Here is a 270-nt window from a genome sequence, read left to right as displayed (position 1 = left end):
ATGGATTCGCAGGTCGGGGTTGCGAAGTCAAAGATCTTTTTGCGCTCTTCGGTGACGAGCACGGCGGTCAGCGCCATGTCGTATTTGCCGGTGGTCACGCCCGGCAGAATGCCGGACCACGGCATGACTTGCTGTTTCACGTCCACACCGATCTTCTTGCGTACCAGCGCGAGCAGATCGTTGTCATAGCCGGTGTTCTTGCCTTCAGCAACGAATTCGAACGGGGTGTAGTCATCCTCGGTCGCGACGCTCAGATAGCCGCGCGCCTTG

The 270-nt window shown here is 58.5% G+C and carries 1 protein-coding gene; it reads right to left on the bottom strand.

The window, feature by feature from the left end; genetic code table 11:
- A partial coding sequence (locus SB771_RS34625) for a transporter substrate-binding domain-containing protein (RefSeq protein ID WP_410721990.1) occupies window positions 1–270 on the bottom strand: 270 nt, incomplete at both ends.

Source organism: Burkholderia sp. SIMBA_051 (genome assembly GCF_046534915.1).
Classification (GTDB): Bacteria; Pseudomonadota; Gammaproteobacteria; order Burkholderiales; family Burkholderiaceae; genus Burkholderia; species Burkholderia ambifaria.
This window is presented reverse-complemented; position numbering and strand designations above follow the sequence as displayed.